Source organism: Stenotrophomonas sp. STEN083 (genome assembly GCF_056759195.1).
Window position 1 is genome coordinate 1 of the sequence record NZ_JBRRCU010000014.1, and the last position, 25,280, is coordinate 25,280.

General features: G+C 63.2%; 19 protein-coding genes. 16 read left to right on the top strand and 3 right to left on the bottom strand.

Going from position 1 to position 25,280, the window contains the following annotated elements:
* The first annotated feature begins 174 nt into the window (after positions 1-174).
* Together ACVOK8_RS06520 and ACVOK8_RS06525 are read left to right on the top strand one after the other, a co-directional pair.
* Positions 175-1,065: an MBL fold metallo-hydrolase gene (locus tag ACVOK8_RS06520; RefSeq protein ID WP_481516222.1), complete on the top strand. Its 891-nt coding sequence runs from the start codon at positions 175-177 to the stop codon at positions 1,063-1,065.
* A gap of 281 nt (positions 1,066-1,346) precedes the next feature.
* Positions 1,347-2,183: an alpha/beta hydrolase family protein gene (locus ACVOK8_RS06525; protein WP_481566119.1), complete on the top strand. Its 837-nt coding sequence runs from the start codon at positions 1,347-1,349 to the stop codon at positions 2,181-2,183.
* Between the two features lie 53 nt (positions 2,184-2,236).
* On the opposite strand, the gene upp is transcribed toward ACVOK8_RS06525, so the two are convergent.
* Positions 2,237-2,869, bottom strand: a complete 633-nt coding sequence (gene upp / locus ACVOK8_RS06530) for a uracil phosphoribosyltransferase (RefSeq protein WP_481510578.1) — start codon at positions 2,867-2,869, stop codon at positions 2,237-2,239.
* A 479-nt stretch (positions 2,870-3,348) separates the two neighbouring features.
* Between upp and ACVOK8_RS06535 the strand changes: the two genes are divergently transcribed.
* From ACVOK8_RS06535 to ACVOK8_RS06555, 5 genes are all read left to right on the top strand, one after another.
* Positions 3,349-5,895: a TonB-dependent receptor gene (locus tag ACVOK8_RS06535; RefSeq protein WP_481566172.1), complete on the top strand. Its 2,547-nt coding sequence runs from the start codon at positions 3,349-3,351 to the stop codon at positions 5,893-5,895.
* Positions 5,892-7,001 carry a phytase gene (locus ACVOK8_RS06540; protein WP_481566120.1) on the top strand — a complete coding sequence of 370 codons (1,110 nt, stop codon included), beginning with the start codon at positions 5,892-5,894 and terminating at the stop codon, positions 6,999-7,001. The genes ACVOK8_RS06535 and ACVOK8_RS06540 overlap by 4 nt, the downstream gene beginning before the upstream one ends.
* Positions 7,002-7,060: 59 nt before the next feature.
* Positions 7,061-8,389 carry a purple acid phosphatase family protein gene (locus ACVOK8_RS06545; RefSeq protein WP_481566121.1) on the top strand — a complete coding sequence of 443 codons (1,329 nt, stop codon included), beginning with the start codon at positions 7,061-7,063 and terminating at the stop codon, positions 8,387-8,389.
* Positions 8,390-8,402: 13 nt separating this feature from the next.
* Complete coding sequence (locus tag ACVOK8_RS06550; RefSeq protein ID WP_481566173.1) at positions 8,403-9,005, top strand: inorganic diphosphatase; 603 nt, start codon at positions 8,403-8,405, stop codon at positions 9,003-9,005.
* Positions 9,006-9,204: 199 nt separating this feature from the next.
* Positions 9,205-9,693, top strand: coding sequence for a hypothetical protein (locus tag ACVOK8_RS06555; protein ID WP_481566122.1), 489 nt, complete (start codon positions 9,205-9,207; stop codon positions 9,691-9,693).
* A gap of 91 nt (positions 9,694-9,784) precedes the next feature.
* Here the strand turns inward: ACVOK8_RS06555 and ACVOK8_RS06560 are convergent, their stop codons facing one another.
* The gene (locus tag ACVOK8_RS06560; RefSeq protein ID WP_481535374.1) at positions 9,785-10,807 is read right to left on the bottom strand and encodes a LysR family transcriptional regulator; all 1,023 of its coding nucleotides are present in this window, start codon (positions 10,805-10,807) and stop codon (positions 9,785-9,787) included.
* Between the two features lie 513 nt (positions 10,808-11,320).
* On the opposite strand from ACVOK8_RS06560, the gene ACVOK8_RS06565 reads away from it, so the two are divergent.
* From ACVOK8_RS06565 to ACVOK8_RS06580, 4 genes are all read left to right on the top strand, one after another.
* A complete protein-coding gene (locus tag ACVOK8_RS06565) occupies positions 11,321-12,517 on the top strand; it encodes an efflux RND transporter periplasmic adaptor subunit (RefSeq protein ID WP_481566174.1) in 1,197 nt (398 codons plus the stop codon).
* Between the two features lie 105 nt (positions 12,518-12,622).
* A complete protein-coding gene (locus tag ACVOK8_RS06570) occupies positions 12,623-15,793 on the top strand; it encodes an efflux RND transporter permease subunit (RefSeq protein ID WP_481566123.1) in 3,171 nt (1,056 codons plus the stop codon).
* A gap of 130 nt (positions 15,794-15,923) precedes the next feature.
* Complete coding sequence (locus ACVOK8_RS06575; protein ID WP_481566124.1) at positions 15,924-16,661, top strand: SDR family oxidoreductase; 738 nt, start codon at positions 15,924-15,926, stop codon at positions 16,659-16,661.
* Positions 16,661-18,079, top strand: coding sequence for an efflux transporter outer membrane subunit (locus ACVOK8_RS06580; protein ID WP_481566125.1), 1,419 nt, complete (start codon positions 16,661-16,663; stop codon positions 18,077-18,079). The genes ACVOK8_RS06575 and ACVOK8_RS06580 overlap by 1 nt, the downstream gene beginning before the upstream one ends.
* A 76-nt stretch (positions 18,080-18,155) precedes the next feature.
* Here ACVOK8_RS06580 and ACVOK8_RS06585 read toward each other — a convergent pair whose 3' ends face one another.
* Positions 18,156-19,652 (bottom strand): aminotransferase class III-fold pyridoxal phosphate-dependent enzyme, encoded by a 1,497-nt coding sequence (locus ACVOK8_RS06585; protein ID WP_481566126.1) that lies wholly within the window; start codon positions 19,650-19,652, stop codon positions 18,156-18,158.
* A gap of 118 nt (positions 19,653-19,770) precedes the next feature.
* Here ACVOK8_RS06585 and ACVOK8_RS06590 point away from each other — a divergent pair, with 118 nt between their 5' ends.
* From ACVOK8_RS06590 to ACVOK8_RS06610, 5 genes are all read left to right on the top strand, one after another.
* Positions 19,771-20,202 carry an Lrp/AsnC family transcriptional regulator gene (locus ACVOK8_RS06590; protein WP_282271858.1) on the top strand — a complete coding sequence of 144 codons (432 nt, stop codon included), beginning with the start codon at positions 19,771-19,773 and terminating at the stop codon, positions 20,200-20,202.
* Between the two features lie 93 nt (positions 20,203-20,295).
* Positions 20,296-21,339 (top strand): tRNA preQ1(34) S-adenosylmethionine ribosyltransferase-isomerase QueA, encoded by a 1,044-nt coding sequence (gene queA / locus ACVOK8_RS06595; RefSeq protein WP_481566127.1) that lies wholly within the window; start codon positions 20,296-20,298, stop codon positions 21,337-21,339.
* A 93-nt stretch (positions 21,340-21,432) separates the two neighbouring features.
* Complete coding sequence (locus tag ACVOK8_RS06600; protein ID WP_481566128.1) at positions 21,433-22,515, top strand: Fe(3+) ABC transporter substrate-binding protein; 1,083 nt, start codon at positions 21,433-21,435, stop codon at positions 22,513-22,515.
* A 72-nt stretch (positions 22,516-22,587) separates the two neighbouring features.
* Positions 22,588-24,240, top strand: coding sequence for an ABC transporter permease (locus ACVOK8_RS06605; protein ID WP_481566129.1), 1,653 nt, complete (start codon positions 22,588-22,590; stop codon positions 24,238-24,240).
* The gene (locus ACVOK8_RS06610) at positions 24,230-25,231 is read left to right on the top strand and encodes an ABC transporter ATP-binding protein (RefSeq protein ID WP_481566130.1); all 1,002 of its coding nucleotides are present in this window, start codon (positions 24,230-24,232) and stop codon (positions 25,229-25,231) included. Before ACVOK8_RS06605 ends, ACVOK8_RS06610 begins: the two co-directional genes overlap by 11 nt.
* Positions 25,232-25,280: the final 49 nt, after the last annotated feature.

Below are 25,280 nucleotides of genomic sequence, written 5' to 3' on the forward strand. Positions count from 1 at the left end.
ACCCAAACCCACACCCCAACCCAAACCCAAACCCAAACCCAAACCACGGCTCCTCGGCGACTCATCGGCCCGGACATCACGCAACACTGCGTTCCCAATCTGTGCCGTTCCTCGTCAATTATCCGCCACCAGATCCTTGCGAATATTTAACGCGTAGCGGGTAGAATTTTTCATATGAAACTATGGTCGATTCGCGGTAACTCGCAAAAACTCGATGGCGGCGCAATGTTCGGCAACGCACCCAAGGCGTTGTGGGAGCGCTGGGCGCCGGCCGATGAATCCAATCGAATTGAATTGGCGTGCCGCGCCTTGCTGGCCAGCCCGCTGGGCGGCAAGACCGTGCTGTTCGAAACCGGCATCGGTGCGTTCTTCGAGCCGAAATTGCGCGAGCGCTACGGTGTGCAGGAACCGCGCCATGTGCTGATCGATTCACTGCGCGAAGCCGGCTTCGAGCATGAAGACATTGATGTGGTGGTGCTAAGCCATCTGCACTTCGATCATGCCGGCGGTCTGCTGGCACCGTGGTCGGAGGGTCGTGAGCCGGAGCTGTTGTTCCCCAACGCGACCTTCGTGATTGGTGCCGAGCACTGGGAACGGGCCAAGCATCCGCACCCGCGTGATCGGGCCAGTTTCATTCCTGAGCTGACTGGATTGCTGGAAGCCAGTGGGCGCCTGGAAATCGTCAGCGGTGCCTATTCGAAAGCCTTGGGCGAGTCGGTACGTTTCAGCTTCAGCGACGGCCATACCCCAGGCTTGATGTTGGCCGAGATCGTCGGCCCTGAGCGGGTCAACGGCCAGCCACGTGGTGGCGTGGTGTTCTGCGCCGATCTGATCCCCGGCCGCTCCTGGGTGCACGTGCCGATCACCATGGGTTACGACCGCAATGCCGAATTGTTGATCGACGAAAAGCGGGCATTTCTGGAAGACAAACTGGCGCGCAACGTGCACCTGTTTTTCACCCACGATCCGCAATGCGCGATGGCGCAAGTGGTCCGTGACGAAAAGGGACGCTTTGCCACCGCCCATGAAGTGGGTGAGTTGAAGGCACGTTCGCTGGCTGCCTGAGCCGAACTGTCAATCCATGGTGTAATCGAAGAGAGCGGGGCCGCAAGGTTCCGCTCTTTTTTTGTCTGGGTTGCTTGTGGCGCTTACGGCGAGAGGAAGTGCGGGGGAATAGATCTTCGTCAGCCAGCGATGAAACTTGTTTCGTCGTTGCTGCGCACCGAGTTCCTGCCGCCGATGCCTCCGCTGCTGACCTTCGTCCCTGCAGAAACTGACTTCTGGCACTGAATCTGGCTGGTACCAGCGGCGACAGTTGTCCCATCAATTTCTGCAGAGATATCGCCTTGAAATATCCTTCCTTGTTACGCCGTGCGATGCTGGCCTGCGTCATGTTGCTGGCGCCGGCGATGGCGGCAGTTGCTGCTCCGACCGAAGTCGTGCCGCTGCAGGCGCGTTCTGATCGCGCCACCACGATGGCGATATGGGCGCCTGCGCAGGTGCGCGGGGTGGTGCTGTTTTCCTCGGGGCACGGCGCCTGGCCGGAGCGTTACGAGCGGCTGATGCAGTCCTGGTCGGATGCTGGCTTCGTGGTCCTGGCACCTTTGCACGTGGATTCGGTGAAGTATCCGGAACGGGAAAAGTTCTCGCTGCAACAGGGTTTGGGCGAGCGTTTCGCCGACATGCACGCGGCCAGTGCGTATGCGGCCGCACATTGGCCGGGGGTGCCGGTAGCGGCAGCTGGGCACAGCCTGGGGACCTTGATTTCGACCGCGCTCGGAGGCGCGCTGTCGCAGCTTGGGCCGCTGCGCGACCCATCGGTGGTCGCGGTGCTGGGTTACTCGTCACCGGGCAGGATTCCGGGCCTGATCGGGCCGGAGTCGTATGCAACGCTGGCGGTGCCGCTGCTGCTTGTTACTGGCGATGAGGACCGGGTCCCGGGCTTCGTCGTGGATCCTGCCGATCACCTCTATGCGGTCGAGACAGCGCCCACAGGTGGAAAGACAGCGGTGGTGCTTGCCGGTGGTGATCACAACCTGATCGGCGGAGAGCCGGAGCAGCTATTTGAAAGAGCCCGGCAACTCGGGACCGCGTTTCTGCAGGCCGAGTTGCTTGGAAGCGAGCCGACACCTGGTGTATTGACCGCTCCGCCGGCGGCGGGTGAGCACTGGCTGCGGCGATGAAGCTGGCGTGGCTGCCGGCAGATGCCCGCAGCCACGTGTTGCCCGGATTGGCTTCAACCAACCCGGGTGCCGAAGATGCGGTCGCCGGCATCGCCCAGGCCCGGCAGGATGTAGCCCTTCTCGTTGAGGCGCTCGTCGATGGCGGCGGTATACACCTCAACGTCCGGGTGCACGGCTTCCAGTGCCTTCAGGCCTTCCGGTGCGGCGACCAGGAAGATGCCCTTGATACGGCGGGCACCGGCCCGCTTGAGCATGTCGATGGTAGCGATCAAGGTGCCGCCGGTTGCCAGCATCGGGTCCAGGATCAGCGCGTCGCGCTCTTCAAGCCGGCCGGTCAGGCGTTCGAAGTAGGGCACCGGCTGCAGGGTCTCCTCGTCGCGCTGCAGGCCAACCACGCTCACGCGTGCAGCCGGGATCAGCGACAGCACGCCGGTCAGCATGCCCAGGCCCGCACGCAGGATCGGCACCACGGTGATCTTGGCACCGGCGATGCGCTGCACCTGCACCGGCCCAGCCCAGCCGGGCATGGTGTGGCTTTCGGTCTCGAGATTCGCGGTGGCCTCATAGGCCAGCAGGGTACCCAGCTCGTTGACCACTTCGCGGAAATCCTTGGTGCTCATCGATGCATCGCGGAGCAGGCCGATCTTGTGTTGGACCAGGGGGTGGCGGACTTCGACGATTTTCATGGGCGTGATCAAGCAGGAGGAGAAGAACTGTCATTTTAGCGCCTCTGAGCTTGCGGCTCCTGAGCGGCAGGGGCACGGTGCGACAGCCGCCATATCCGGCCAACGCAGCTTGACCGAGCCGGCAAGAGCGGCGCGCGCCTGTCGAACGAGAGGCCCTGCGCTACGTACAAGTGGCTCCCGCCCTCGGCAAGGGTCGGCGCATGGCGTCATGCAGATGGTGATCTGTGCAGTTTGGCGGAGGCTGGTTTCGTTGGCCGCTGGCAGAGGTCGCCACGGCAAGGATCAGCACCGCTGGGGCAGGGCACTTCCGCTCAGGGCATCGGCGGCGCAAGGGCTTGGCAGTCGTGCAGTATCCGTGGCGCAACGTACTGACATATTCCCGCTTTGTCACTGTAACTGTCGCGTAACTGAACGGACATACCGTGCACACCCATCCTTTACACAGATTGGGGGCGGTAGTGCGCAAAAGCGTCTTGGTGATGGCGGTGACGACCGCGGTGGCCTGCATGGCAGCCGCGCCTGCATATGCACAACAGGCCACGGCCGATGGCACAACCACGCTCGCCAGCGGTGCGGCGGCCGCCATCGATCTGGAGCGCATCGAGGTGCGTGCGCAGCGCGAAGCGCAGATCCGCGCCGTTGAACTCAAGCGCGACGCCAATGGCGTGCAGGACGCGGTTGCCTCCGACTCGATGGGCGACTACCCGGACATGAATGTCGCCGAGTCGCTGCAGCGCCTGCCCGGCGTCAGCGTCACCCGCGACCAGGGCGAGGGTCGCTTCGTGGTGATCCGCGGTCTGGATGCGGCCTTGAACAGCGTCAGCATCGACGGCATCGCCATCGGCACACCGGAGGACTCCTCGCGTGCAGCGCCACTGGATGTGATTCCGTCCGAGTCCACCGAGCGCCTGCGGGTGATCAAGTCGGCCACGCCGGACATGCCGGGTGATGCCATTGGTGGCGCAGTGGTGGTGGAATCGGCATCGGCGTTCGACCGTGATGGCCGTTCCTTGAAGGGCAAGCTGGAAGGCAGCCACCAGGAGCTGTCGGGCGAGACCAGCCCGAAGGCCGCATTCAATTACAGCGAAGTGTTTGCGGAAACCTTCGGTGTGGCGCTGGGTGTCAACTACCAGAAGCGCACGTTTGAATCCGACAACACCGAAGTGGAATACGGCGAGTTCGATGGCGGCGCTGAGGACGATCTGGTTGCGGTCGAGGTGCAGCGTCGCAAGTACACGATTGAGCGTGAACGCACGGGTGCAAACTTGAACTTCGATTGGCGTCCGGATGACGACAATCGGTACTACCTGCGCACCTTGTACAGCCAGTTCGACGATGCTGAAACGCGGCAGCGCACGATCTTTGGCTTTGGTGATGCGGACTCGATCACCGCCCTGGGTGGCGGCCGCTATCAGTTGGACGATCTGCCGGCGAAAGCCATCAGCAAGCGCATGCGCTACCGGACCAAGGAAGAGAACACCTTGGCCCTCAGCTTCGGTGGTGAGAACCGCCTGAGCGGCGCCGTACTGGATTACAAGCTGGGCTACACCAAGACCCGCGAGCGCGTGAATGATGAAATGGAAGCGCGCTTCAATTATGCCGGTGGCGATATGTCGGCCACGCTCAACCAGAACAGCGGCATCCCTGGTATCAGCCTGAGTGACAGTGGCTGGATGGACAACGGCAGCTATGCTTTCGATCGCGTGGTGCTCTCGCCCAAGCAGATCGACGACAGCGAACGCAGCGCGCAGCTCAACATCCGCTTCGATGGCGACAAGGCCAGCTACAAGTTCGGTGTGCTGGGCCGTTGGCGCGAGCGCGATGTCAATGTGGATGAGGTGGAGCTTAAGAAAGGTCCGGCGGTTGATCTGTCCAGTTGGAATGGAAAGACACTGGACCATCGCGGTGGCAGCCTCGGCCAAGGTATGAGTTCGGCAGCGATGCGCGCCTGGTGGGCGGCCAACGGCAGCAAGTACAGCGCCAAGTCCGGCGACGTTGCCGGCAACAAGATGACCTCACTGGAAGAGGACTATGTCGCCAATGAAGACATCCTCTCGGCCTATGCGATGGGCACCTGGGACATCGGCGCGCTGCGTGTAATCGGCGGCGTGCGTGTCGAGAACACCCAGTTCAATGCCACCGGCAACGATGTGGATATCGCCAGCGACGGCGAGACCGTCGTGGTGACACCGCGTATTGCCAACAACAGCTACACCAGCGTGCTGCCTGGCCTGCACCTGCGCTACGACACCAACAATGATTGGGTGCTGCGTGGATCGGTCAACAAGACCGTGGCGCGTCCGTCGTTCGGTGATGTCTCGCCGCGTTTGGCTGTGAACCGGGACGACAGGGAAGCGCGTATCGGCAATCCGAATCTGGATCCGTACGAGTCGACCAATCTGGATTTCTCGCTCGAGCACTATCTGGGCGACAGCGGCATCGTCTCGCTGGGCCTGTTCCACAAGTCCATCGATGGCTACATCGTACAGGTCGAGAGCAAGACCGATCCCGAGTATCCTGGCTTCGACGTGACCCGCTCGATCAATGGCGACAAGGCCAAGGTCTTCGGCGCCGAGTTCAACTGGCAGCAGCAGCTGAGCTTCCTGCCGGGTGCATGGTCCGGCTTGTTGGTCGGTGCCAGCGGCACCTGGCTGGATACCGATTTTGATCCGGGCATTGCCGACCGCGAAGGCGATGACTTCAATCTGCCGCGTGCGTCCAAGAACATCTACAGCGCTCACATCGGTTATGAGTGGGGCGGGCTCAGTACCCGCCTGGCTGGCGTCTATCGCAGTGAGTACCTGGACACCATCGGCGACAGCCGTGCATTTGATATCTATGTCGCGCCGCATACCCAGCTCGACTTCAGCTTCGACTACAAATTGAGCAAGAACGTGAGTCTGTACCTGGAAGCCTCCAACCTGCTGGACGAGCCGCTCGAGCTCTATCAGGGCGTGTCTTCGCGCACCCTGCAGAACGAGGAATACGGCCGCACATACGCGATCGGCGTGAAGGTGGCACTGTGAGGGCCGCGCTGTTCGCCAGTGCCGTAGCCTTGGCGCTGAGTGCCTGCCAGCCGGTGCCGAAGTCCAGCACGCCGCCTACTGCAGCCGATCGTGCCGAGGGCGCGACCGCTGCCCTGTCCACCTTGGTAGCCGAGGCGTTCCTGACGCCAATGACGCCGGCTGACAACATCGACTCGCCGGCCAGCTGGCGCGGCGCCGATGGCCAGTTGTGGCTGATTGCCACCGCCAAGGCCACCGACAAACTGGTGGTTTACGACGGCCAGACCGGCAAGCATCTGCGCGACATCGGCAGCACTGGCGCCGGCCTGGGCCAGTTCGATCGTCCCAATGGCATCGCCGTGCAGGACGATCTGGTCTTCATCGTTGAGCGCGACAACCACCGCGTGCAGGTACTGCAGCTGCCGGACTTCAAGCCGCTGGGCTTATTTGCCGGCAATGATCTGCGCAAGCCCTATGGCCTGTGGGTTAATCCGGTGCAAGGTGGCTATGACCTGTACGTCACCGACTCCTACGACGATGGCGAGGATGCGGTGGGTAACGACATCCTGCCGGCGCTGGAGCGTTTGAACGAACGTGTGCGTCGCTATCACGTCACCGTCAATGGCGATGAGGTGCAGGCCAAGCTGGTGCGCAGCATCGGCGACAGCTCGCCCAAGGGCGCGCTGCGTGTGGTCGAGTCGATCTGGGGCGATCCGGCCAACGACCGTCTGCTGATCGCCGAAGAAGACGAGACCTATGCCAGTGAGTTCAAGGTCTACAACCTTGCCGGTGACTTCAGTGGCGAGACCTTTGGTCGCGGTCTGTTCAAGGCGCAGGCCGAAGGTGTGATGCTGCGTACCTGCGGCGATGGCGGCTGGTGGATCACCACCGAGCAGGGCAAGCAGCGCAGCACCTTCCATCTGTTCGACCGCAAGACGCTGGCGCCGGTGGGCTCGTTCCACGGCAATACGGTGGCCAATACCGACGGCATCTGGAACAGCCAGCAGGTGTCGGCGCGTTTCCCGCAGGGCGCGTTGTATGCGGTGCATGACGATCAGGGTGTGGTGGCCTTCGATTGGCGTGATATCGCCAAGGCGCTGTCGCTGCCGCAGGATTGTGACAAGTGAGGGGGCAGGTGCGTTTACGCCAGCGGTTGCCGTTGCTGGCTCTGATCAGTGCAGCGCTGATGGGCGCAGCTGGAGCGGTGGGGGCCGCTCCAGCTGCCGAGCCCAACACGCTGGTACCGGCGGGGAGCCGGCATTACGCGGCCAGTGGCTTTCCTGACCGCATCGTCGCGTCGCCAGCGCAGGATGCCAGTAGCGGTTTCGCGGTGGCGTGGCGTACCGCGCCGCTGGCACAGCCGGCGCTGCTGGAAATCACCGTAGCTGGCGACTCGCCGGACATGGGCCAGGTGCGACAGCTCAGTGCGAGCAGCCAGCTGCTGCAGACCGAGAACGGTAGTAGCCAGCATCATCGTGCCGTGATCGATGGTCTGCAGGCCGACACGCTGTACGCCTATCGCGTGCAGGGGCAGGGCACCTGGAGCGCATGGCAGCATTTCCGCACCGCCGCTGCCGCTGGCCAGCCGCTGACCGTGCTGTACTTCGGTGATACCCAGAACAAGAACCTCAGCCATGTCAGCCGGGTGATACGGCAGGGCTGGCAGACCGCGCCGGATGCACGGCTGACGCTGTTTGCCGGTGATCTGGTCAGTGGCGGTGATGGCGAGGACGACAACGAATGGGGCGAGTGGTTCGCCGCCGGTGGCTGGCTGCTGCCGGGCACGGCGGTCGCCCCGGCTGCTGGCAACCACGAGTACTTCGAAGAGTTCGAGGACACGCCGCAGGAACGGCGCGTGCTGGGCAAGCATTGGCCGCTGACCTTCGCGCTGCCGGGCAATGGTGCGGCAGCTACCGCCAGCACAACCTATTGGTTCGACTATCAAGGCCTGCGCGTGGTGGTGCTGGATGGCACGTCGGCGCTGGATCTGGGTACCGCCAAGGCACAGGCAGGCTGGTTGGAGGGCGTGCTGAAAAGCAGTCGTCAGCCTTGGAACATCGTGGTGGTGCATCAGCCTTTGTATCCCTTGCGCGCGGAGCGTGACAGCTCAGTGCTTGCCAGCGAGATCCGCCCGGTACTGCAGCGGCACAAGGTTGATCTGGTGCTGCAGGGCCATGATCACACCTATGGCCGCCGCGCCGACGCCGGCGCGACATTGCCGCAGTACATTTCATCGGTGGCCGGGCCCAAGCAGTACCGCTTGTCACCGGAGGCACGCGCGACGATGAAGCCGACTGCCGAGGACACGCAGTTGTTCCAGGTGCTGCGGCTGGACGATAAGGGTCTGCGTTACGAAGCGCGTACGGCAACCGGTCGCCTGTATGACGCCTTCCAGATCAGCCGCAGCGTCGATGGTGGTAAGCAGTTCAGCGAGATCACCGAAGGGCGCATCCAGCAGCGTGATTGCCCGCGTGCGGTCTCCCCCAAAGGTCGCGACGACCGTTGCTGGGAGTGAGCAGATGAAGGCGATGCAGGCAGTTCTATGCGGCATGGTGCTGGCGATCACTTCGCCGCTGGTGGCAGCGGCCGAGCTGTTGCATCCCTTCGCGTTGCCGCAGCCAGGTAATGCACCGGAGGAAGCGCTGCTGGTGGTGGAAATCCCCGCTGGCGGCGCGATCAAGTACGAGCTCGGCGAGCACGGCGAGTTGCGGGTGGATCGCTTTCTGTCGATGCCGGTCGCCTATCCGGCCAACTATGGTTCGATGCCGCAGACCCTGGCTGGCGATGGTGACCCGTTGGATGCGCTGGTGCTGAGCCGCTTTCCGATCCAGCCCGGTGCCGTCGTGCGCTTCCGTCCGCTGGGCGTGTTGCGGATGGTCGACAAAGGCGAGGCCGACGAGAAGATCGTTGGAGTGCCGGTGGAAGCGGTCGATCCGACCTATGCGAAGGTGCACGCCCTGGAGGACGTTCCAGCGGTGGAGATCCAGCGCATCGAGGCGTTTTTCCGCGTCTACAAGCAGCTGCCCGGTGGCGCGGACATCCAGCTCAACGGCTGGGGTGATGCTGCCGAAGCCAGGCAGGTGATACGCCGGGCACTGGCTGGCTTCCAGCAGGGCAAGCCTGTGGGCTGAGTATCGAACCGGCTTCACGGCTCTGTTGGTGGCTTGCTCCTATAATGAATGCGGATTCGTCCCGATGGGTCATCACGAGTGCCGGCAGAACTGGCGCCGTGTTGACAGCACGTAGCAATGACGGCTCAGCCAGGAGTATTGGCTGGGCGATCAAGGCGGGCTGCCGTTATCGGCAGGTGCCCAATCAAGGAGGGTGGTCATGCGCATTATGGGTAAGACGTGGAAGAAGTTGGCTGTAGCGGCCATGATGTTTGCAGTAGCAGCGAGCGCGGCAGCTGCGCCGCCGTTGGAGGAGGAGGTCGTCAACCCCAGCGAAGTGCTGTTTGAAGGCGGCAAGGCCTACGCCGATACCGGTGGCGGGCAGATGGAGCAGCTGCACAGCCGCAAGCAGGGCGGCGAGACGATCTATTACCGGCTGGTGCGCTACGACAACGAAAACGGTTATGTCGAAAACGACGGCGCGCAGGTGTTGGCGCAGACCTTCCGTACCGAATCCAGCATCGGCCAGACACCGTACCGCTACTATGGTTCCGGCCATTTCTCGCGCCCGGACTTCTACAACAGTCCTTATAACCGCGATGCCCGCCAGCGCTATTCCGGGCCGGGTTACTTTGGCAGCTGCAGCCGCTATGACGGCTGCAAAGAAGTGCAGATCGTGCCGCTGTGGCCGTATTACCGCGGTTACTGATACTTCAAATACTTGATGCATACGGAAACGGCGGCCTGCATGGCCGCCGTTTCCGTATGATGCGTTGCACTGCGCTCAGGCGCTCAGGCGCTCAGGCGCTGAGCGCTTCAACCACGCGCAGCTTCGGGTGCCCCTTCGAGCGCTGCTGATACTCCTGCTCGATATCGGCCAGGCGCTTGGCGTTGGGGCACTGCAACATCATGTAGTTGGCGTCGAAGTTGAGCTTGGCGACCAGGAAGTCAATGAACGCGCGCACCTTGGGTGAGACCAGTCGACCGCCGGCAAACACCGCATTGAAGTCGTAATCCGGGCCGGTCCAGCCGGGCAGAATCTGCCGCACCATGCCGGATTCGACAAAGGGCTTGGCCATCACATCACTGCTGAGCATCAAGCCTTCACCGGCCACGAGCGCGGCGTTCAGTGCTGACGGGTCGTTTGCCACAAGTAGCGGGTTGACTGGAAACTCGCGCATCTCGCCGCCATTTTCGGCCAACGTCCAAGTAAAGCGCTGGGTCTGTCCATGATGGGTCTTGCGGATCGCCAAGGTGCGGTGGAATTGCAGCTCATCGGGGTGCTTGGGCTCACCGTGCACGGCGATATAGGCCGGGCTGGCGAATACCTGGGTACGCAGACTGCCGAGCTTGCGGGCGATCAGGTTGGAGTCGGGCAGCGCGCCGACGCGCAGCGCAAGGTCCACTTCGCCGGAGATCAGGTCCAGGGTTTCATTGCCCAGATGCATGTCGACCCGGATCTCCGGGTATTCACTCTGGAACTGGCCCAGTAGCGGTGCAATCCAGCAGGTGCCGATGGAGTAAGGCACGGTGAAACGCAGCCAGCCACGCGGACCGGACTGCAACTGGCTGACTGCGCTCTCGGCCTGGTCCAGTTCGCGGGCGATACGCTGGCAGTGCTCGTAGTAGACCGTGCCGGCCTCGGTCAGGCCGAGGCGGCGCGTGGTCCGATGCAGCAAGCGCGCGCCCAAGCGGGTCTCCAGCTCCTGCACCTTGCGGCTGACCGTGGTCTTGGGTTGGCCGAGCAATCGCGCAGCGGCAGTGAAACTTCCCTGTTCGACCACTTTGACGAAGATCAGGGTGTCGTTGAGATCGTTGGCCATGGGTAGGACTCTTGCGGCAGCGGAATTGTGCCGGCGACGGGATGATTATTCCCTTCAATCCGTACTAATCAAGTCTGGATTACAGGCCTATCTTGTACGCCTGTACCTAATCCGGACATGCCGTCATGCGCATGCGCTCCCCAATGGCCCTGTCAGCGCCACGCCGCGAACCCAGTTACCGCAATGCTTTGCCTTCAAGGCTTGCCTGCAATCGATTGAATCCATTGCAGTTTGAGGCCTTGCTTGGCGACTTGCAGGTAAATGCACCGAGAGCGCCCTGGCGCGAGCGCGCTGCTTTGTTGCGACAAGTCCTGGGTGGCTTTGTCCCACTGGTGGTCCAAAAATTTCCGCGGACGGGACAGTGATCCTGCCGCAACCGGCGCGGTTCTGGCCGACCAAGGTCCAGTTGCGCAGATTGTCGCCTGACGGACTGCTGCCGCGGCGATGTCGAGCTCCGCTTTGTTTTCCCGTAATCCCCTGATCACCTCCCCCTTGGAGCACGAAATGAAAGGTATCTCCCCATCACCCACGCTGCGCCGCGTTGCTTTGGCAGGCATGTCGGCGCTGAGTCTGGCCGTCCTGGTCGCCTGCAGCGGCGGCCACGCGGAAAACGCCGCTCCGCCGGCACCCGAAGTCAGTGTTGCGCCGGTGCTGATCAAGCAGGTTACACAGTGGGACGAGTTCAGTGGCCGTATCGAGGCGGTGCAGAGCGTTGAGCTGCGTCCGCGCGTGTCCGGCTACATCGACAAGGTCAATTACGTCGAAGGCGAAGAGGTGAAGAAGGGTGACGTGCTGTTCACCATCGATGCGCGCAGCTACCAGGCCGAATTCAACCGTGCGCAGGCCGAATTGAACCGTGCACGCACCCAGGCTGGGTTGGCGCGCAGCGAATCCGAGCGTGCGCGTCGCTTGGCCGAGCAACAGGCCATCGCTGCGGAAACCGCCGAGCAACGCCGTGCTAGCGCTGATCAGGCCGGTGCACAGGTGCAGGCCGCGCAGGCGGCACTTGAAGCAGCACGGCTCAACCTGGAGTTCACCAAAGTGCGTGCGCCGATTGATGGCCGCGCCGGACGCGCGATGGTCACCGCCGGCAATCTGGTCACCGCCGGTGATGCAGCCAGTGTGCTGACCACTCTGGTGTCGCTGGATACGGTGCACGTCTACTTCGACGCCGACGAATCCACCTACCTGCGCTATGCGCAGATGGCCCGCAATGGTGAGCGTCCGAGTGAGCGCGATCAGGCCTTGCCGGTGAAGGTTGGCTTGAGCGGTGAGCAGGGCTATCCGCATGAAGGCAAGGTCGATTTCCTCGATAACCAGATTACCCGCAGCACCGGCACCATCCGCGTGCGTGCGCTGCTCGACAACGCCAGCCGTCAGTTCACCCCGGGCCTGTTCGCTCGCGTGCAGCTGTTGGGCAGTGGCCAGTTCCAGGCAGTACTTGTCGACGACAAGGCGGTGCTGACCGACCAGGACCGCAAGTACGTGTTCGTGCTGGACAAGGACAACAAGGCGCAGCGTCGTGATGTGCAGCTTGGTCGCAATGCCGAGGGCCTGCGCATCGTCGAACAGGGTCTGGCTGCTGGCGACAAGGTGATCGTCGACGGCGTGCAGAAAGTGTTCATGCCAGGCATGCCGGTGCAGGCCAAGGCGGTTGCGATGCAGCGCGTTGCTGCACCGGCCACCCAGGCCGTAAGCAGCATCAACTAAGCCGCCAACTACCTTTGCCGGCGTGGCTGCCGGCCGTGCGTGTCTGCTCCCGATGGGGCGGGCAGGGCGGCTGCAGCCTGACGCCAGCTTTTCCAAGGATTTCCCATGGATTTTTCCAGGTTTTTCATCGACAGGCCGATCTTCGCGGCGGTGTTGTCGATCGTGATCTTCGCCGCTGGCCTGGTCAGCATTCCGTTCCTGCCCATCGGTGAGTACCCCGAAGTGGTGCCGCCGTCGGTGGTGGTTCGTACCGTGTACCCGGGTGCCAATCCCAAGGTGATCGCCGAGACGGTGGCTACACCGCTGGAAGAGGCCATCAACGGCGTTGAGGGCATGATGTACCTCAAGTCGGTGGCCGGTTCCGATGGCGTGCTGCAGATGACCGTCACCTTCCGTCCGGGCACCGACCCGGACGAAGCAGCGGTGAAGGTGCAGAACCGCGTCGCGCAGGCGCAGGCGCGTTTGCCTGAGGACGTGCGCCGGCAGGGTGTGACCACCCAGAAGCAGTCGCCGACCTTCCTGATGGTCGTGCATCTCACTTCGCCCAAGGGCAGCTACGACACCTTGTACCTGCGCAACTATGCGCGACTGCACGTCAAGGACGGGCTCGCACGTATTCCAGGTGTGGGTGATGCGCAGATCTTCGGTGGTGGCGACTACGCCATGCGTGCCTGGCTGGACCCGGACAAGGTTGCCTCGCGCGGCTTGACCGCCAGCGATGTGGTGCGTGCCATGCGTGAGCAGAATGTGCAGGTGTCGGCTGGTCAGCTCGGTGCCGAGCCGATGCCGAACAGCCAGTTCCTGACCTTGATCAACGCGCAGGGCCGCCTGCGCAGCGAGCAGGAGTTCGGTGACATCGTGCTCAAGAGCGGTGCTGACGGCGAAGTGGTGCGGCTGTCGGATGTGGCGCGTATCGAACTGGGTGCGGGCGACTACACCTTGCGCTCGCAGCTGGATGGCAAGAATGCGGTTGGTATCGGCATCTTCCAGGCACCTGGTGCCAATGCATTGGAGATTCGTGATGCGGTGATTGGCCGCATGGACGAGCTGCAGAAGACCTTCCCGGCCGACGTGAAGTACGAAGCCGTATACGACACCACCATTTTCGTGCGTGACTCGATCAAGGCCGTGGTGACCACACTGTTGGAAGCCATCGCCCTGGTGGTGTTGGTGGTGATCCTGTTCCTGCAGACCTGGCGTGCGTCGATCATTCCGCTGATCGCGGTGCCGGTGTCGATCGTGGGTACCTTCGCTGCGCTGTACCTGCTGGGCTTCTCGATCAATACGCTGAGTCTGTTTGGCTTGGTGCTGGCAATCGGCATCGTGGTCGATGACGCAATCGTGGTGGTGGAAAACGTCGAGCGCAACATCGAGGAGGGCTTGTCGCCAACCGCGGCTGCGCATCAGGCGATGAAGGAAGTATCTGGCCCCATCGTCGCAATTGCGTTGGTGCTGTGTGCGGTGTTCGTGCCGATGGCGTTCCTGTCTGGTGTTACCGGTCAGTTCTACAAGCAGTTCGCAGTGACGATTGCCATCTCCACGGTGATCTCGGCGATCAACTCGCTGACCCTGTCGCCGGCACTGGCAGCGCGTCTGCTCAAGCCGCATGGCGCGGCCAAGGATGCGCCGAGCCGTTTGATCGACAAGTTGTTCGGCTGGGTATTCCGTCCGTTCAACCGCTTCTTCAAGACCAGCTCGGAGAAATACGAGCGCGGTGTATCGCGCATCCTCGGCCGTCGCGGCGCGGTGTTCGTTGTGTATGCGGTGCTGCTGCTGGGCACCGGCGTGATCTTCAAGCTGGTGCCGCCGGGCTTCATTCCGACCCAGGACAAACTGTACCTGATTGCCGGTGTGAAGCTGCCGGAAGGCTCGTCGATTGCACGTACCGATGAAATGCTGCGCAAGGTGGCCCAGATTGCGCAGGAAACCGATGGCGTTGCCCACACCATCTCGTTCCCCGGTTTGAATGCGCTGCAGTTCACCAATACGCCCAACACCGGCGTGGCCTTCATCCCGCTCAAGCCGTTCAACGAGCGCAAGGGCCGTACCGCCGCGCAGATCAATGCCGAGATCAACCAGAAGATCGCCGGGCTGCAGGAAGGTTTCGCCTTCGCGATGATGCCGCCGCCGATCCTTGGTCTGGGCAACGGCAACGGCTACCAGATGTTCATCGAGGACCGCGGCAATCTCGGTTATGGCGCCTTGCAGAACGCGGTGCAGAGCATGCAGGGCGCAATCGCACAGACGCCGGGCATGGCCTATCCGATCACCAGCTACCAGGCCAACGTGCCGCAGCTGGATGCGGAGGTCGACCGCGTGAAAGCCAAGGCTCAGGGCGTGCAGCTGACCGAGTTGTTCGACACGCTGCAGACCTATCTGGGTTCGGCCTATGTCAACGACTTCAACCAGTTCGGCCGTACCTGGCAGGTGATCGCGCAGGCAGATGGTCAGTTCCGTGACAGCGTGGAAGACATCGGCAAGCTGCGTACCCGCAATGATCGCGGCGAGATGGTGCCGATCGGCTCGATGGTGACCGTCAAGGAAACCTATGGTCCGGACCCGGTGCTGCGCTTCAACGGCTACCCGGCGGCTGACCTGGCCGGTGAGGCCGACCCGCGCATGCTGTCCTCGGCCGAGGCGATGAACAAGCTCACCGAGATTGCAGGGCAGGTGTTGCCGGCCGGCATGGTCACCGAATGGACCGACCTGAGCTACCAGCAGGCGACCCAGGGCAAGGCTGCCTTCATCGTGTTCCCGGTGGCGATCCTGCTGGCCTTCCTGGTGCTGGCCGCGCTGTACGAGAGCTGGTCGCTGCCGCTGGCGGTGATCCTGATCGTACCGATGACCTTGCTGTCGGCATTGTTCGGGGTATGGCTCACCGGCGGTGATAACAACGTCTTCGTGCAGGTAGGCTTGGTGGTGCTGATGGGCCTGGCCTGTAAGAACGCGATTCTGATCGTCGAGTTCGCCCGCGAGTTGGAGATGGGCGGCAAGGGCATCGTCGAGGCGGCATTGGAAGCCTGCCGTCTGCGTCTGCGCCCGATCGTGATGACCTCCATCGCCTTCATCGCCGGCACGGTGCCGTTGGTGCTCTCGCATGGCGCAGGTGCCGAGGTCCGCTCGGTGACCGGTATCACCGTATTCGCTGGCATGTTGGGTGTGACCTTGTTCGGCCTGTTCCTGACCCCGGTGTTCTATGTGGCGCTGCGCAAGTTCGTGTCACGCAACGGCGGTGGCAAGCTGGTACAGCATGGTGAGCCGACCATCCACCATTGATGGCAGGTGTAACTCCGTTGCGGGAGGCCGCAGATGTGCTGCCTCCCGCAGGTTCTTGCCACTCTCGCCGGCAAGGACGGTTTGAAATGTTATCGGGCTTGTATCAATTCATTCCCCCAAGGAAAAGCAAATGAATACCCAGAACACCAGAGTTGCACTGGTTACCGGCGCCACCCGCGGCATCGGCCTTGAGACCGTGCGTCAATTGGCCGCCGCTGGCGTGCACACGCTGCTGGCCGGGCGCAATTACGAAACTGCCGCCGCAAAGGCGCAGGAGCTGCAGGCAGAGGGCCTGCCGGTGGAAGCCATCCAGCTCGACGTCAACGATACCGACAGCATCGCGGTAGCGGTTGAGCGTGTGACCCAGCAGCACGGCAAGCTCGACATCCTGGTCAATAACGCAGGCGTGCTGGTCGATGATCTGCAGGCAGGCGCCAGTGGTCAGTCGCTGGAAACCTGGCGCAGCACCTTCAATACCAATCTGTTTGCGGTGGTTGAAGTGACTGTTGCGTTCCTGCCCTTGCTGCGCGCTGCGCCGGCCGGACGCATCGTCAATGTGTCCAGCATCCTCGGCTCGTTGACCCTGCATGCGCAGCCAGGTTCTTCGATCTACGGTTTCCTGGTGCCCGCCTACAACGCTTCCAAGAGCGCGCTGAACGCCTGGACGGTGCAGCTTGCGCATGAGCTGCGCGAAGGTCCGATCAAGGTCAACGCGGTGCACCCGGGTTACGTCAGGACCGACATGAACGGTGGCGAAGGCGAGATCGATGTCGCCGAAGGCGCACGCTCCAGCGTGGGCATGGCCTTGATTGCTGCCGACGGCCCGACCGGCAGCTTCAGCTACCTCGGCGAGGTGCTGCCGTGGTGATGCGCGTACTGGTAACCGCAATGGCCAGCGCCTTGCTGGCCGGCTGCGTGAGCGTTGGCCCGGATTACAAGGCGGCACCAGTTGAGCCGGTGAGCCTGCAGGGTGCGGCAGATGCCGCGTTCTCCAATGTGCCGCCGGTGGCCAGTTGGTGGGCGCAGTTCGATGATCCGGTCCTGGGGCGGCTGGTGCACGATGCATTGGGAGACAACCTGGATCTGCAGATCGCCATGGCCCGCGTACGCGCTGCACGTGCGGTGTTCACCGAGCAGCGTCTGGATCAATTGCCGCACATCACTGCCGGCGGCAGCCAGGACCGGCGCAAGCAGCCGGACGCATTGCTGGGTGGCGAACGCGTTTCCAGTGAAACCTATCAGCTTGGCTTCGATGCTGGTTGGGAACTGGATCTGTTCGGCAGGCAACGCCGTGCGGCTGAAGCTGCACGCGCTGACCTCGGCGCCGAGCGCGACAATCTGGCCGATGCGCAGGTGATGGTGGCAGCCGAAGTGGCGCGCAACTATTTCGAACTGCGTGGCTCGCAGAAGCGGATTGCGGTTGCGCGCGACACGCTGATCAATCTGCGTGAAACCCAGCGGCTGACCGAAACCCGATTGGAGCTGGGTGCGGGCAGTGAGCTGGACGTGCAGAGCAGTCGTGCCCGTCTGAAGGCGATCGAGGCGGACATTCCATTGCTGGAAGTGGCTGAGGTGCAGTCGCGGCATCGTCTTGCTGTGCTGCTTGGGCAGCGTCCGGGTTCGCTGGATGCAATGCTGCAGCCACGCGAAGTTCCCGCCTTCGCCAAGGCCTTGCCGTTGGGCGACACCAGCGACCTGCTGCGGCAACGTGCCGATGTGCGCATGGCCGAGCGCCGCCTGGCTGCAGCTACCGCGCGTGTTGGTGTTGCAACGGCCGATATGTTCCCGCGCATCAGCCTGAGTGGCTTCGTTGGCTTTCTCGGCGGTGAAGCGTCAGGGCTGGTGAATGGCAACAACAAGGCCTGGTCGCTGACGCCATCAATCAGCTGGGCGGCGTTCGACTTCGGCACCGTGCGAGCGCGACTGCGTGCCAGCAAGGCGCAGGCCGATGGCGCGGCCGCCGAGTACGAGAAGGCGGTGCTGCTGGCCTTGGAAGATACCGAGAACGCACTGACCCGTTATGCCAAGCAACAGGCGCGCTTGGGCATCGTGGCTGAGCAGGCACAGGCTGCCCGCAAGGCGGAATCGCTTGCACAGCTGCGCTATCGTGAAGGCTCCGAAGACTTCCTGGCCTTGCTGGATGCGCAGCGCAATCAGTTGGCTGCCGATGATGCATTGGCGGCAGCAGAAGCGTCGGTCAATGTCAGTGTGGTGGCGGTGTACAAGGCACTGGGTGGCTGGGGTGGGCAACCCGGTCCCGCGTTGGCGGTCACCAGCGTGCGTTGAGAGAGCGGGAGCTTCTGGATCTGCAAACAGAAACAGGCGGCCATTGGCCGCCTGTTTCGTTACGCGGTACAGAAAATCAGGCAGCGTCAGCTTGCGCGCGACGCGGGCCTTCAACCAGCGCGCGACCAACCATGTCCACCAGCACGTCGAGCTCTGCTTCATCCATGCCGAAGTGCGGGGTGAAACGCAGCGAGTTTTCGCCACCGTGGATCACGTTGACGCCATGCATGCGCAGCCACTCTTCGGTAGAGCCGGCGCCATAGCATTTGAACTGCGGGGCCAGCTCGCAGGAGAACAGCAGACCGGTGCCCTGCACCTTGGTGATCAGGCCGCCGAGCTTGGTCTTGAGTGCTTCCAGCTTCTGCACGGCCTGCTCGCCGCGCAGGCGGATGTTCTGGCGCACTTCCGGCGACAGGCGGGCGAGGGTGGCAACGGCCACGTCCAGCGCGCGCGGGTTGGTGGTCATGGTGTTGCCGTACACACCCTTGCGGTAGAGCTTGGCGGCATGTTCGGTGACGGCCAGTACCGACAGCGGGAACTGCGCGCCGTTCAATGCCTTGGAATAGGTTTCCATGTCCGGCGGGTCCAGCGTCTCGTAGCCCGGGTAGTCGACGAAGGACAGGGTGCCGTGCGCGCGCAGTGCGGCCTGGATGGAGTCGATCAGCAACAGGCTGCCGTGCTCGCGGGTCAGTTCGCGGACCAGCTTGTAGAAGCTGGCCGGTACCGCGCGGCCAGGGTCGCCTTCGCCCATCACCGGTTCCAGGAATACCGCCTCGATGAACCAGTTGTTGGCCTTGGCATCGGCGAATACCTTGCGCATCGCCGCTTCGTCATAGGGCGCAACGGTGATGACGCTGTTCTCGCCGCGGTAGCTGGCCAGATGCTGGTCATAGGCCTTGCGGCTGGAGTCCGAGTACAGCGCGGGACGGTCGGTGCGGCCGTGGAAGCTGCCCTTGATCACAACACGCTTGATGGTGGCGCCGGCATGCGGTGCGCCCGGGTCGGTCTGCAGCTTGGCGTTGATGTCGGCGATGCGTGCAGCCAGGCCGACGGCTTCTGAGCCGGAGTTCAAACACATGAAGTGGGTGAACGGACAGCCACCGCGGCTGTGGCCGATTTCCTTGCGCATGGCCTGCACAAAGCGGCGCTGTGCCAGGCTCGGGGTCATGATATTGGCCATGACCTGCGGCTTGGCGGCAGCGGCCATCACATCGGCCGGGGTGTGGCCGAAACCGAGCATGCCGTAGCCGCCGGCGTCATACAGCACCGCGCCCTTGAGCGAGATTACCCACGGGCCGCAGGCGGCCAGGGCGATATAGGGAACGATGGCATCGTCGGCATAGAAATTGACGAAGCCGGCCTGCATGGCGTCGATCTGGTCCTGTTCGTCCAGATCCAGCAGGTCGGCAGCTTCGTCCTTGATACGGGCGTATTCGCTGGCGGCGGCGGCGATGGCGCCGGCCAGATCCGGGTGAGCGACGGCCAGGCGTTCAACGCTGGCGTCGTCCAGGCCTGTGGTCAGGCGGCTGCCGGCGTGCGCGCGAAGCGGGGCGAGGGGGCCGAGTACGGTCATGCTCATCTCCAGAAGTTTCTTGTATATACCCATTATGTGGAGATTCTGGACATATGGCAGCTATGATCTCGACGGATTTTCGGGTAATTTCGTCGAATCGACGAAGCTGGTTAGCAATGTGAATATTTCCCCTGCCGACGAACGCCTGTTGTCCGTGTTGCGCGAGGATGCGCGCGCCTCCACCGCGCAGATCGCGCGCCGCTTGGGGTTGTCGCGGACCACGGTGCAGAGCCGCATCGACCGACTTGAGCAACTGGGGGTGATTGCCGGCTATACGGTGCGCACCCACGAGGACTACGAGCAGGGCCAGGTGCGTGCGCACGTGCTGATCACCGTGCTGCCAAAGAAGATGCCAGCGGTGGTCAAGGCGCTGCGCGATATCACCGAGGTGCGCTCGCTGCATTCGGTGAGTGGCAATCACGATCTGATTGCGATGGTGGTTGTCGGAGGGGTCAGCGAGATGGACGTGGTGACCGATGCCATCGGTGCTGTTGATGGGGTGGAGCGGACCAATAGCGCGATCATTCTTTCAACCAAGTTTGAGCGGTGAGGTAGCGGGGAGCGGAGCCAGCGGCAAAGCCAAAAGCCAGCTCTTCCGCCCCTGAGAGCTACAATAGCCGGCTCCCCGTACGAAGTTCCGGCCTTGAAGAAGTCCGATTTCACCTATGACCTGCCTGAGGAGTTGATCGCCCAGGCCCCCTTGGCCGAGCGTTCGGCCAGCCGTTTGCTGCTGGTTCCGCCGGCACCGGCGCCGTTCGACGACCGTCAGGTACGTGATCTGGCCGAGCTGTTGCAGCCCGGCGACCTGTTGGTGTTCAACGACACCCGCGTCATCCCGGCACGCCTGTTCGGGCAGAAAGCCAGTGGCGGCCGCGTCGAGATCCTGATCGAGCGTCTGCTTGGTGGCCAGCAGGCGCGTGCGCAGATCGGTGCCAGCAAGTCCCCCAAGCCGGGGAGCCGCATTCAGCTTGATGCCGGTGGCGAAGCCGAGGTGCTCGGCCGCGATGGCGAGTTCTATTTGCTGCGCTTTGATATCCCGGAATCGCTGGAATCCTGGCTGGTGCACGAAGGTCGCCTGCCGCTGCCGCCTTACATCCATCGCGAGCCGGGTGTGGACGACCGTGAGCGCTACCAGACGGTGTTCGCCAAGCAGGTCGGTGCCGTGGCTGCGCCCACCGCCGGCCTGCACTTCGATGAAGCATTGCTGGCGCAGCTGCACGAGCGCGGCGTGCAGTTCGGCCACATCACCTTGCATGTCGGCGCCGGCACCTTCCAGCCGGTGCGCGTGGATGATCTTTCGCAGCACGTGATGCACCGCGAATGGCTCAATGTCGGCGCCGAGCTCGTCGAGCAGGTGCGGCGTACCCGTGCTGCCGGTGGCCGTGTGATCGGTGTGGGCACCACCGTGGTGCGGGCGTTGGAGAGCGCGATGCGCGAAGGTGAGCTGCATCCGTATGCCGGCGAAACCCAGATCTTCATTACCCCGGGTTACCGCATCCGCAGCGTCGATGTGATGGTTACCAACTTCCATCTGCCGGAGAGCACCTTGCTGATGATGATCAGCGCGTTCGCTGGCAAGGAGCGTGTTTTCCAGGCCTATGCGCACGCCATTGAACAGAAGTACCGCTTCTTCAGCTACGGCGACGCGATGCTGTTGTTCCCGGCAGTTGAGGGTGCGGCTGTTTGACGCAGTGCACGGACGGATCAAATGAGATAAGTTCTCATTTGATCCGTGTCCGGCCATCGTGGCCGGGACCGACGACCACTTCCGGAGTAATCCATGCGTCATCCGAAGCGTGCCGCCGGCCATCTGGCTGCCCTGTGTTCCCTCATCCTGCTTGGTGCCTGCGCCAAGACCGGTGACAGCCCCGCCTCTGCTGCCGCGCCGAAGGCGGCTACTGCCGCTGGCGAGGTCAACCTCTACACCACGCGTGAGCCTGCCCTGGTGCAGCCGCTGCTGGATGCCTTCACCGCGGATACTGGTATCAAGGTGAACACCGTGCTGCTCAAGGACGGCTTGACCGAGCGGCTCGCTGCCGAAGGCGAGCGTTCGCCGGCCGACGTGCTGATGACGGTGGATACCGGCCGCCTGCTCGACGTAGTTGAAGCCGGCCACACCCAGGCAGTGAAGTCGCCGGTACTGGAAGCTGCCATCCCCGCGCACCTGCGCTCGCCCGAAGGCCAGTGGTTTGCGCTGTCGCTGCGCGACCGCGTGGTCTACGCCGACAAGGACCTGGACCTGACCGGCTTCACTTATGAAGATCTGGCCGACCCGAAGTGGAAGGGACGGGTATGCATCCGTTCCGGCCAGCACCCCTATAACACCAGCTTGTTCGCGGCGATGATCGCGCATGATGGCGCTGAGAAGACCGAAGCCTGGTTGCGCGGCGTCAAGGCCAACCTGGCACGCAAGGCTGCTGGCGGTGACCGCGACGTGGCGCGCGACATCCTTGCTGGTATCTGCGATATCGGCGTGGCCAATGCGTATTACGTCGGTCGCATGAAGAATGCCGAGGAAGGCTCCGAGCAGCGCAGTTGGGGCGATGCCATCCAGGTGGTGCGACCGGTGTTCGCCAGCGCCGCCGATACCGGCACCCACGTCAATATCTCCGGTGCCGCTGTCGCCCGCCACGCACCCAATCACGGCAATGCGGTCAAGCTGCTGGAATATCTGGTCAGCGACAGCTCGCAAAGCCTGTACGCGCGTGCCAACTACGAATACCCGGTGAAGCCGGGCGTGGCGTTGGACCCGGTGGTCGCCAGCTTCGGGCCGATGAAGGTGGACCCGCTGCCGTTGGCCGAGGTGGTTGCCAACCGCAAGCTGGCCAGTGAGCTGGTAGACAAGGTCGGCTTCGATAACTGAACCTTGCGGCTCCCGACAGGCCGGCGCCGTACTTGCGGTGCCGGCCTGCTGCTTTGTAATGGATAGTGCTTGATGACGTGGCGATGGAATCCGTGGCTGCTGGGCGCGGCATTGGTGGCGGTGCTGATGTTGGCGCCGGTACTGGGTTTGGCGTGGGCAGCGAGCGATGGCAGCGCCGGGCTGTGGACGCATCTGTGGGCCAATGTATTGCCGACAGCGCTGCTCAATACCGGCCTGTTGTTGCTGGGCGTTGGTGCATTGGTCGGCGTGCTTGGCACCGGCAGCGCGTGGCTGGTAACGGCGTTCGCGTTCCCGGGGCGCAAGCTGTTGAGCTGGGCATTGCTGCTGCCTTTGGCCGTGCCCACCTATATCGCCGCCTTCGCCTATCTGGATGTGCTGCATCCGCTTGGTCCGGTGCAGGGCTTGATCCGCGACCTGCTGGGCTATGACAGCCCGCGCCAGTTCCGGCTGCCGGATATCCGCCATCTTGGCGGCTGCATCGTGCTGCTAGGCTTCGTGCTTTATCCCTACGTTTACCTGACTACCCGTGCCTTGTTCATGACCCAGGCCGCAGGCTTGCTGGAAGCAGCACGCAGCCTGGGCGCGACACCACTGCAGGTCTTCTGGTGGGTGGCATTGCCATTGGCGCGACCTGCAATTGCAGTGGGCGTAGCGCTGGCCTTGCTGGAAACCCTCAACGACATCGGTGCTTCCGAGTTCCTTGGGGTGCAGACGCTTACCGTGTCGATCTATACCACCTGGGTAAGTCGCGGCGATCTGGCGGGTGCCGCCCAGATCGCGCTGGCGATGCTCGGTGTGGTGGCATTGTTGCTGACACTGGAGCGCTATGGTCGGCGTCGGCAGCGTTACGCCAGCGTGCTGCGGCCGCGTCCCTTGCAGCCGCAGCAGCTGCGTGGCGTCCGAGCCTTGCTCGCGTTGTTGCTGGGACTGCTGCCGGTGTTGCTGGGCTTTGTGGTGCCGGCGGCCTATCTGCTCTGGGAAGCGGTTGAGCGCCTGCAGGTCGCCGGTTTCTCGCCGCAGTTGCTGGTCGCGCTGTGGAACACGGTCCGGGTTGCGTTGCTGGCAACCGTTGCGGCAATGGCGCTCGGCCTGTTGGTTGCCTGGGCATTGCGGCTGGCGCAGGCGCGGCGACGTCATGGCCTGGCCATGGCCAGTAGTCGCACTGCCACGCTGGGCTATGCGATCCCGGGCACGGTGCTGGCGATCGGCTTGTTGCTGCCGTTGGGTGGACTCGATGCCATGGCCAGCCGATTGCTGGTGCTGCTCGGCGGTCAGCCACAGATGCTGCTGATGGGTTCGGTGATCGTGTTGGTGCTGGCGTATACGCTGCGCTTTCTTGCGGTGTCGGTGGGCGGGATTGAATCGGGGCTTGCGCGGATTCCGCTGTCGCTGGATCAGGCCGCTGCAAATCTGGGCGAGGGTGCGGCGGGTATGTTGCGACGCGTGCATTTGCCGCTGTTGCGCCCAGCCATGGCTGCGGCCGCGCTGCTGGTGTTCGTCGATACGATGAAGGAGTTGTCGGCCACCCTGGTGCTGCGGCCTATGAATTTCGAGACGCTTGCTACCTGGTTGTATGCCGAGGCCGCACGCGGGACGTATGAAGAAGGCGCGGTAGCGGCTTTGTTGATTGTCGCCAGTGGCTTGCTGCCGGTGATTCTGCTGGCGCGCGCGGGCGCGGCGTATGGAGTGGAAGATGCACGTTGACGCACAGCTGGTACTGGAAGGTCTGCATATTGGTTATCCCGTCTCGGGCGGTTTCAAGCCGGTAGTGGAGGGCTTGTCGCTGCAGCTCGGGCGTGGCGAAATCGGCTGCCTGCTTGGCGCCTCGGGCTGTGGCAAGACCACGGTACTGCGCAGCATTGCCGGCTTTGAGCCGTTGCAGCAGGGCCGCATCGTGCTGGCCGGGCGGCAGCTGGCTTCGGCGCGGCAGGCACTACCGGCCGAGCAGCGCCGGGTTGGCATGATGTTTCAGGATTACGCGCTGTTTCCGCATCTGGATGTGGCGGCGAACATCGGCTTTGGTCTGCGCGGCTTGCAGCGTGCTCATCGTAAAGCCCGGGTGCAGGCCTTGCTGCAATACGTGGGCTTGCCAGGTCTGGAGCAGCGCTACCCGCATGAACTATCAGGCGGGCAGCAGCAGCGTGTGGCCTTGGCGCGAGCCTTGGCGCCGGTGCCTGACCTGTTGCTGCTGGACGAGCCGTTTTCGAATCTGGATGTGGACACCCGCCAGCGTCTTGCCGGCGAGTTGCGTGACCTGCTCAAGGCGGCCGGCACCACCGCGCTGATGGTGACCCATGACCAGAGCGAGGCCTTCGCCATGGCCGACCGCATCGGCGTCATGCATGAGGGCCGCTTGCTGCAATGGAGTAGCGCCCAGGCGCTGTATCAGACGCCGTCGGATCCGTTCGTGGGCGGTTTCATCGGCCGTGGCGCGGTGATCCAGGCGGCGCAGCTCGGTCTTGGCGGGGGCGGGCGGGTGTTGGTGCGACCACAGAGCCTGCTGCTTGACCCCGGCGCACCATTGCGCGCGCGGGTCGAGAGCTTGGTGTTCCGGGGGCCGGGTAGCAGTGGCTGGGTGCGCTTGGCCAATGGCGAACGGCTGGAGCTGGATTTCGGCCCCGGCCAACTGCCCGAAATCGGCGCCGAGATCGGCCTCGCCTGGCACGATCCTGCGCCGGTCCGCTTCGCCGACTGACTATTCCGGGGGCGAAAATTCGCCCTGCTGGCCCATATCCGCGACAATT